We start from the raw sequence: 6,990 nt of genomic DNA, 5'->3' as shown, positions 1-6,990 counted from the left end.
AGGCGGAGGCATGAGCGAGCGTAGCGAGCGAGCAATAGGTGCAGCCACCCCAGTGGTCATGCCGGAGCCGAGCGTCAGCGAGGCGGAGGCATGAGCGAGCGTAGCGAGCGAGCAATAGGTGCAGCCACCCCAGTGGTCATGCCGGAGCCGAGCGTCAGCGAGGCGGAGGCATGAGCACTGCCGTCGCGCCCGCGCCTGCCGGGACGCAGCCGTCGGCGGAGGTCGCACGGGCGCGGATCGCCGTGATGGTCTCCACGTATCAGGTCGATGTGGTGGTGCCGACCAAGTTCACCATCGAGACGTTCATCGACGACCTGCTGGTCGTCCTGGCCTCGGCGATCGATGACGAGAGCGTCGATTTCACCCCGCCGCAGGGCCAGTGGAGCCTGGCCCGCCCGGGCGAGGCGCCGATTCCGCGCTGGCGCAGCCTGGCCGACCACGACGTCACCGACGGCACCGTGCTGATGCTGTCGGTCGTCGAATCGGCGGAGGTCTTCACGCCGGTGGTCGAGGACATCACCGACGCGCTCGCCCTGATCAACGAGCGCGAGTTCGCCGAGTTCGACGCGAACACCGCTGCCATAGTCGGGCTGACCGTCCTCGGCATCGGCGCCTCGGCGGTGGCCGCCATGCTGACCTGGTCGTGGACGATGACCGGTTCGACCTTGTGGTGCGGACTGCCGGCCCTGCTGCTCGGCGGGCTTTGCTGGGCGGCCGCCGCGCAGGCCCATCGGCGCAATGCCGCGGCGAAGATCTCCCTCGGGCTGACGTTGACCGCGACGCCGCTGCTGTTCGCCGGAGGCGCGATGCTGGTGCCGCCCCCTTACGACCAGCCCGGCCCGCTCACCGCGGCCAATCTGGCGGCCGGAGCCGTGGTCGCCGCGGTAGCCGCCGCCACCATGATGCGGTTGAGCAAGATGGGCATCGCCACCCTGATGGCGGTGACGGTGCTCGGCATCATGCTCACCATCGCGGCGTTGCCGGTGACCTACGCGGATCTGTCCGTCGGGCAGGTAGCGGGCGGCACGGTGTTCGTCGCGATCGTGCTGCTGACCGCGGCGCCGCGCTTGGCCGTGGTCATCGCCCGCATCCGGCCGCCGGATCTGCCGGACCCGGGCAACGAGGTCTCGCCGACCACGCTGACCGATATCTTCGACGCGGAGACGGTGCGCGAAGGCGACGAGCACACCGCGGTCGGCGAGCAGCAGCGCAACGCTACCGAGGCCGGTATCGAGGGCCGCGCCCGACTGGCGGTGACCAGCCTGCGCGGTCTGATGGCCGCGATCTCCACCGTGCTCGCGGTCGCCGCGGTGATCGCGGCCGCGGTCAGTCCGGGCGGCATCCGGGAGATCGTCATGGCTGCCGCGATCGGCGGCCTGCTCGCGATGCGCGCCCGCTGGCACCCGGATCGGGTCCAGGCGATCGCGCTGGTCGCCGGATCCGTGGTCACCGTCTGCGGCGTCGGCTTCGTCCTGGTGGGCGCGTACGAGAGCCCGGCCTCGCGTCTCGTGGTCGGCCTCGTGGTGGCGTCGGCGGCTTGTCTCGCCTGCGTCGCGGCGCTGCGGCTGCCGGGCAAACGGCTGTCGCCGGTCACCCGCCGTGTCATCGACCTGGTGGAATACGCGCTGATCCTGGTGGTTCCGGTGATCGCCTTCTGGATCATGGGCGTCTACACCGCGATGCGAGGGATCTGATGAAGGTCGGCAGTGCCGCTGTGGCGGTTCTCGCCGGGGTGATGCTGGCCGTCCCCGCCGCTCCCGCGGTCGCGCTGGAGCCGCCCCAGGTCGTGATCGGCGCACCGCCCGCGGACGACCCGCCGGGGCCCGAGCAGCCGATGAAGCAGGACAAGGGCTGCCTGGCCGCGGGTGCGCTGCCCGACAGCGACCTCACCCGCACTCCACCCGCGGAACTCGCGCTGGACCTGCGCCGCGCCAAGGCACTGAGCCGGGGCGCGGGAGTGACCGTCGCCGTCATCGACACGGGAGTGCAGCCGCACCCGCGCCTGCCCAACCTGGTCGGCGGGGGCGATTATCTCGCCGCGGGTGGCGACGGACTGTCCGACTGCGACGCGCACGGCACGCTGGTCGCCGGAATCATCGGGGCCACTCCCGATCCAGGGGATGGCTTCACCGGGGTGGCGCCGGACGCACGGATCATCTCCATCCGTACCCGCTCCGGCGCGTTCAGCCCCGAACGGCCGAGCTCTGATCCGACCCAGCGGACCGCCATCGAGATCCGGACGCTGGCCCGGGCGATCACGCGCGCCGCGAACCAAGGCGCCGGTGTGATCACCGTGTCGCTGCCCGTCTGCCTCCCGGTGGACGCTCAGGTGGACCAGTCCATGCTGTCGGCGGCTATCGGCCATGCCGTCCATGTGCGCGGCGCGCTCATCGTGGCGGGCGCGGGCAACGCCGGAGGCGGCGCCAATTGCGCGCAGAATCCGGATATCGACCCGACGCGGCCCGCGGACCCGCGGAACTGGCGCGACGTGAAGACCATTTCCACGCCCGGCTGGTTCGGCGCCGACGTGCTCACCGTGGGATTCACCACCGCGACCGGCGCCCCCATGCCGGATTCGCTCACCGGGCCGTGGGTTTCGGTCGCCGCCCCCGGCACCGGCATCGAATCGCTCGGCCCCAGTGGCGGTGGCCTGATCAACGGCGTCGGTGAACCGGACAAACTCGTGCCGGTCGGTGGCGCGTCGTTCGCCGCGGCCTACGTCAGCGGTGTGGCCGCGCTGCTGCGGTCGCGCTTCCCCAACGAGACTCCGCGCGAGATCGCCGCCCGCCTGCAGGCCAGCGCGCACGCGCCGGCGCGCGGCATCGACAACGTGGTGGGCGCGGGCGTGATCGACCCGCTCGCCGCTCTGAGCTACCGCACTCCGCCGCAGCAACCCACGGGCCTGTTCCGCTCCACGGAACTGCCCGTGCCCCCTCCGCCGCGCCCGAAGGATCTGCGGCCCGCGATCACCACGACCGTGGTCATCCTCGCCGCGGTGCTGCTCGGCCTCCTCGGCAGTCGCATGAACTCCGTGATGCGGAGGCGCCGGTGAGCTTTCCGAGCGTACGGGTCGCCGGCGTCGAGCGTGGTCCGTTCGCCGCCTTCGTCGTCGTCGGCAGCCCGCTCCTGGTCGGGCTGTCGGCCAAGACGCCGTGGTGGGTGAGCGCGGTGGTGGTCACGGTCCTGGTCGTGACGGTGACCGTCCGGGTCAACGAACGGACCCCTGTTCGCTGGCTGCTCGACTGGGCGGCCTACCGGAAAGGTCGGACCGCCCGGGCGCGTGAACGCACGCAGGCCGCCGGGATCCGGGACGTGCAGGTGGCCGCCGGCGTGTGCGGCATCAACGAGGCGGGCAGCACGCTGATCGCGATGATCCAGCTCGCGCCGAATCTCGACCTGCCCACCGTCATCGCCGAGCGAACCCTGTACACCGAGGACACCATCTCGGTCGACGTGCTGTTCCCGATGCTGGATCAGTTCGGCATCGCGGTGGACATCGACATCGTCACCACCGGTCAGCGGGTCCGCTCCACCGGCAGCTACAGCATGCTCTACGACCAGCTGATCGGGACCCACCCGGTGGTCGGGGACCGGCTCACCTGGCTGGTTGTCCGGCTCGACCAGGAACGCAACCTGGCGGCGCTGAGCAAGCGCGGTCCGTGCGCGGTGGTCGCCCCCAAAGCGCTGGCCAGCGCCACGCATCGGATCGCGAGCCGCCTGCGCGAGCGGGGTATCGCGGCGCACGCGCTGCCCGCCGCCGCCTTACGGGACGCGACGCGCCTGCTGCACGCCGGCGTCGAACTGTCCGACCTCCGGGAAACCTGGAGCAATCTCGAGTCGTCGGTGCCGGGCCGGTGTGTGACGAGCTTCCTGATCGACTGGACCCGGCTGGGCGGGGAGAGCCTCGACGACTGCTGGACCTGGAACCGCGGCCGCACCACACTCGTGGTGAGCTTGACCGACGACACCGGGGGGCCGCGCGCCATCGTCCGGTTCATCGGCCCGGCGGTCACCACCGAGCCGCCGGACTACCTGCGGCTACTGCGCGGCGACCAGTCCAACGCCCTGCTGGCGTCGTTGCCGACCGGCTCCTCCATCCGAGCGCTACGCGGCTTCGAGTCCGGCGCCGACATCGCACCGGAGGAACTCGTCGCCGATCTGGCCATCGCGATCGGCCCGAACGGCCAGATCCTCGGCGCGATCAGCGGCCAGCCGCGCCACACTCTCGCGCTGCCGCTGTTCGATCCGGCCCGGTTCAACCCGCGCAGGCGCACCATCGATGTGCACGCCAGGTTGCCCGTCGCCCAGCAGATCATCCTGCGGGCGATGGTGGTCGGCGCGGACGTGGAGATCCATTCGGCGCGTCCGGACCGCTGGCGCCAACTGGTGAGCGCGGTCGGCGATCCGCGGTCCATGCGCCTGGCCGATCCGGGTGACGGGCATACCGGCACGCAAACCACCGAGGCGGAGACACCGGCCACCATCGCGGTCTTCGATCACCTGCCGCCGCGTGCGTCGAGCGCGCACACGACGGTCACCATCAGCGAGCCCGGCGGTCCGCGCAGGCGTGCGGTCGATCTCGCGATCAACCAGGTCAGCGCGACCGCGGTCGACGTGAGCATTCCGATGCGCACGGTGCGTGTCGAGCTGATCGAGCCGAGAGGCGAAACACGATATTTCGAAACCGTCGACGGACCGCCCGCGCACAGCGCGGGAGCATCGGGACCCGTGGTTGCACCTCCGCAACCCGGTGGCCGTCGCGTGAGCTGATGGGAGCGGTCGGTTAATGTCTATCACCGTGGTAGCGGACACCCATTCCGATGGCGGCGATCTGACTCATCAGGACGCCGGGGACGCGCTAACCCCCAGACAGGCCGCGGCGGCGATCTTCTCCAGCCGGTTGTCGGAGCTGATCGCCGAATCCGTGGTCTCGACCGAGGACGGATCGACGCGGTCGCTGACGCTCTACTCGCTGGCGCAGCACTTGGAGTTGGCCTACCCGGACGTGCCGGTGTCGCAGTCCGGCCTGTACCGGCTGATCCACGGTGACGCGATCCCGCGGCTGGATCTGGTGATCGCGCTGGCCCGGGTGTTCGACGTGCCGCCGGAGTACTTCGTGACCGAGGAGAAGAAGCGCTGACCCGACCGGTCGGCTGTTCTCTCCAGCGGGAATAGCACCGGCTCGGCGGCCGGCTCGGTCCGGATACGATCCGGACCATGCCCGCCGAGGACCCGGGAGATGTTTTTCTCCGTCATCGAGGTGCGGTCCTCGACGCACTGCTCTCCGATTCTTCGTTCGGGTCTTCCGCCGCGCCGTCGATCGGCGGCATGGAGCTCAGCGGCAGTACCGAGCACGGCGACAGCGTCGACTTCGCCACCGCGTCGCTCGGGTTGCCCGACCTCGACTCGGAGCCGCAGCAGGTCGCGCCGCGGCGTCGGACCGGTGACGGCCCGAAGGCGAGCGAGCGAATCCTCGCGCTGCTGAACGGGCAGGCAGAGGAATCGGCTCCGGCGATGGAACTGGGGAACGACTACTCCTCGGTCGCCGCCCGATCGAACGTGCAGGCCGAACCGGAACCGGAACCCTCGCGCTCAACCGCCGCACCGTCCGAGCGGCTCGCGCCCGTGCAGCAGATGGCCAAGGACGCGCTCGTCCAGCTGCGCAAACCCAGGGTCGCGCTGATCGTCGCCGCCGTGGTCGCCGTACTGCTGGTGCTGCTGCTGGTCACCACCGGCGGCAAGGAGAAGAACACGGCGAACGATCAGCTTCTGGTCGTCACGCCGCCGCCGACCTCGGCCGCGCCCTCGACCTCGGCCGCACCGCCGGCGAGTTCGATCATCCAGCCGAAGTCCGCGACGTCGAAATGCCCGCCCGGCAGCACGTCGGCGATGGACGCTTTCGGCAGCCAGACGGGCAAGGCGTGGTCGTGCGTGCGCGCCTACAAGGTCGACGGCCAGGTCATCACCATCGACCTGGGCAAGACGTATCAGATCGACTCGATCGGCATCGTGCCCGGCTGGGATCACATCAGTGCGGACGGCAGTGACCAGTGGGCGAAATACCGCACGGTGAGCCGGGTTTCGTACCAGTTCGACGACGGCAACAAGACCGTCTACACGCAGCCGACGCTCGATCAACGGACCTTGGTGGTGACCAAGACCGAGCCCACGGTGAGTGCCTCGAAGATCGTGCTGACCGTCCTGGAGTCCAAGGGCGATCCGTCGATCAACACCACCGCGATCTCCTCCATCGTCATCACGGGGCGCTGAAGTGTCCACGCTGCCCGAACTGGTCTGCCAGTACTGCTCGCATCGCAACACCGGCGCGGATTCCCGCTGCGCGCACTGCGGAGCGCCGCTGCGCAGTGTCGTGGACACGGCGCGAACCGTCGCGGAGAAGCTGCCCACGCAGGTCGCCGAAATCGCGGAGAAGGTCGGTGGTGAGGCGAAAAGCCTTGTGCACAAGGCCTATCCGCGCTGGCAGTGGTACACGGTCGGGGCGATCGCGTTGGTGATGGTGATCGCCGCGGTTCTGGCGGTTCGGTCCTGTTCGCTGTCGCTGCCCTCGAATCTCCAGGGAACCGCGCCGGTCCGAGCCATGCCGGATCTGCTGCGCACGGCGGCGACCTGTCAGCCGCTGGATTCCGGCGGCCAGCGGGAGAAGTGCGTCATCGCCGCCACGGACCCGATGCTCTTCGGTGGTATCGCGGGCGGCCGGGACGTGACCTTCTACGCCGAACTGGTTGCGCAGGATCGTTTGGCCGACAGCATTTCTCGATGGCGCGGCGCGGGCGGTTCCGCCCTCGTCGACGGACCTGTCTACGCGGCGATCGGACCTTCGGCAACCGTCTGGTACGCGGATACCCGGACGGGTCTGCGATTGGAAACGGGTACCTTCGCCGGTCGAGCCGGCGCCCAGACCTTCATGTCGCGGGCGGGACTGGTCCGCTGATCTGATCGCGCCTCTTCCGGCGGACTCCAGAAAATCCC

6 protein-coding genes are annotated in these 6,990 nt (G+C 70.0%); all 6 read left to right on the top strand.

All coding sequences use genetic code 11. The features are described from left to right. The first annotated feature begins 170 nt into the window (after positions 1 to 170). Positions 171 to 1,694: a type VII secretion integral membrane protein EccD gene (gene eccD / locus ACGF7Y_RS19680; RefSeq protein ID WP_393235706.1), complete on the top strand. Its 1,524-nt coding sequence runs from the start codon at positions 171 to 173 to the stop codon at positions 1,692 to 1,694. Beyond that, positions 1,694 to 3,052, top strand: a complete 1,359-nt coding sequence (gene mycP, locus ACGF7Y_RS19675) for a type VII secretion-associated serine protease mycosin (RefSeq protein ID WP_393235704.1) — start codon at positions 1,694 to 1,696, stop codon at positions 3,050 to 3,052. Before eccD ends, mycP begins: the two co-directional genes overlap by 1 nt. Further along, positions 3,049 to 4,770, top strand: a complete 1,722-nt coding sequence (gene eccE / locus ACGF7Y_RS19670) for a type VII secretion protein EccE (RefSeq protein ID WP_393235702.1) — start codon at positions 3,049 to 3,051, stop codon at positions 4,768 to 4,770. Before mycP ends, eccE begins: the two co-directional genes overlap by 4 nt. 16 nt (positions 4,771 to 4,786) lie before the next feature. Continuing rightward, complete coding sequence (locus ACGF7Y_RS19665) at positions 4,787 to 5,140, top strand: helix-turn-helix domain-containing protein (protein WP_040865466.1); 354 nt, start codon at positions 4,787 to 4,789, stop codon at positions 5,138 to 5,140. A 77-nt stretch (positions 5,141 to 5,217) separates the two neighbouring features. Then, positions 5,218 to 6,270, top strand: a complete 1,053-nt coding sequence (locus ACGF7Y_RS19660) for a hypothetical protein (protein ID WP_393235699.1) — start codon at positions 5,218 to 5,220, stop codon at positions 6,268 to 6,270. Position 6,271: 1 nt separating this feature from the next. After that, a complete protein-coding gene (locus ACGF7Y_RS19655; RefSeq protein WP_393235697.1) occupies positions 6,272 to 6,952 on the top strand; it encodes a hypothetical protein in 681 nt (226 codons plus the stop codon). The last annotated feature ends 38 nt before the right edge of the window (positions 6,953 to 6,990 follow it).

It is taken from the genome of Nocardia sp. NPDC047654 (assembly GCF_043205035.1).
Taxonomy (GTDB): domain Bacteria; phylum Actinomycetota; class Actinomycetes; order Mycobacteriales; family Mycobacteriaceae; genus Nocardia.
The sequence above is the reverse complement of the archived record's forward strand: the minus strand, read 5'-3'. Positions and strand labels throughout refer to the sequence as shown.

Bases quoted from the DNA above. Each gene is read 5' to 3' on its own strand.
- eccD (WP_393235706.1), top strand. From the start codon at position 171: ATGAGCACTGCCGTCGCGCCCGCGCCTGCCGGGACGCAGCCGTCGGCG.
- ACGF7Y_RS19665 (WP_040865466.1), top strand. From the start codon at position 4,787: ATGTCTATCACCGTGGTAGCGGACACCCATTCCGATGGCGGCGATCTG.
- mycP (WP_393235704.1), top strand. From the start codon at position 1,694: ATGAAGGTCGGCAGTGCCGCTGTGGCGGTTCTCGCCGGGGTGATGCTG.
- ACGF7Y_RS19660 (WP_393235699.1), top strand. From the start codon at position 5,218: ATGCCCGCCGAGGACCCGGGAGATGTTTTTCTCCGTCATCGAGGTGCG.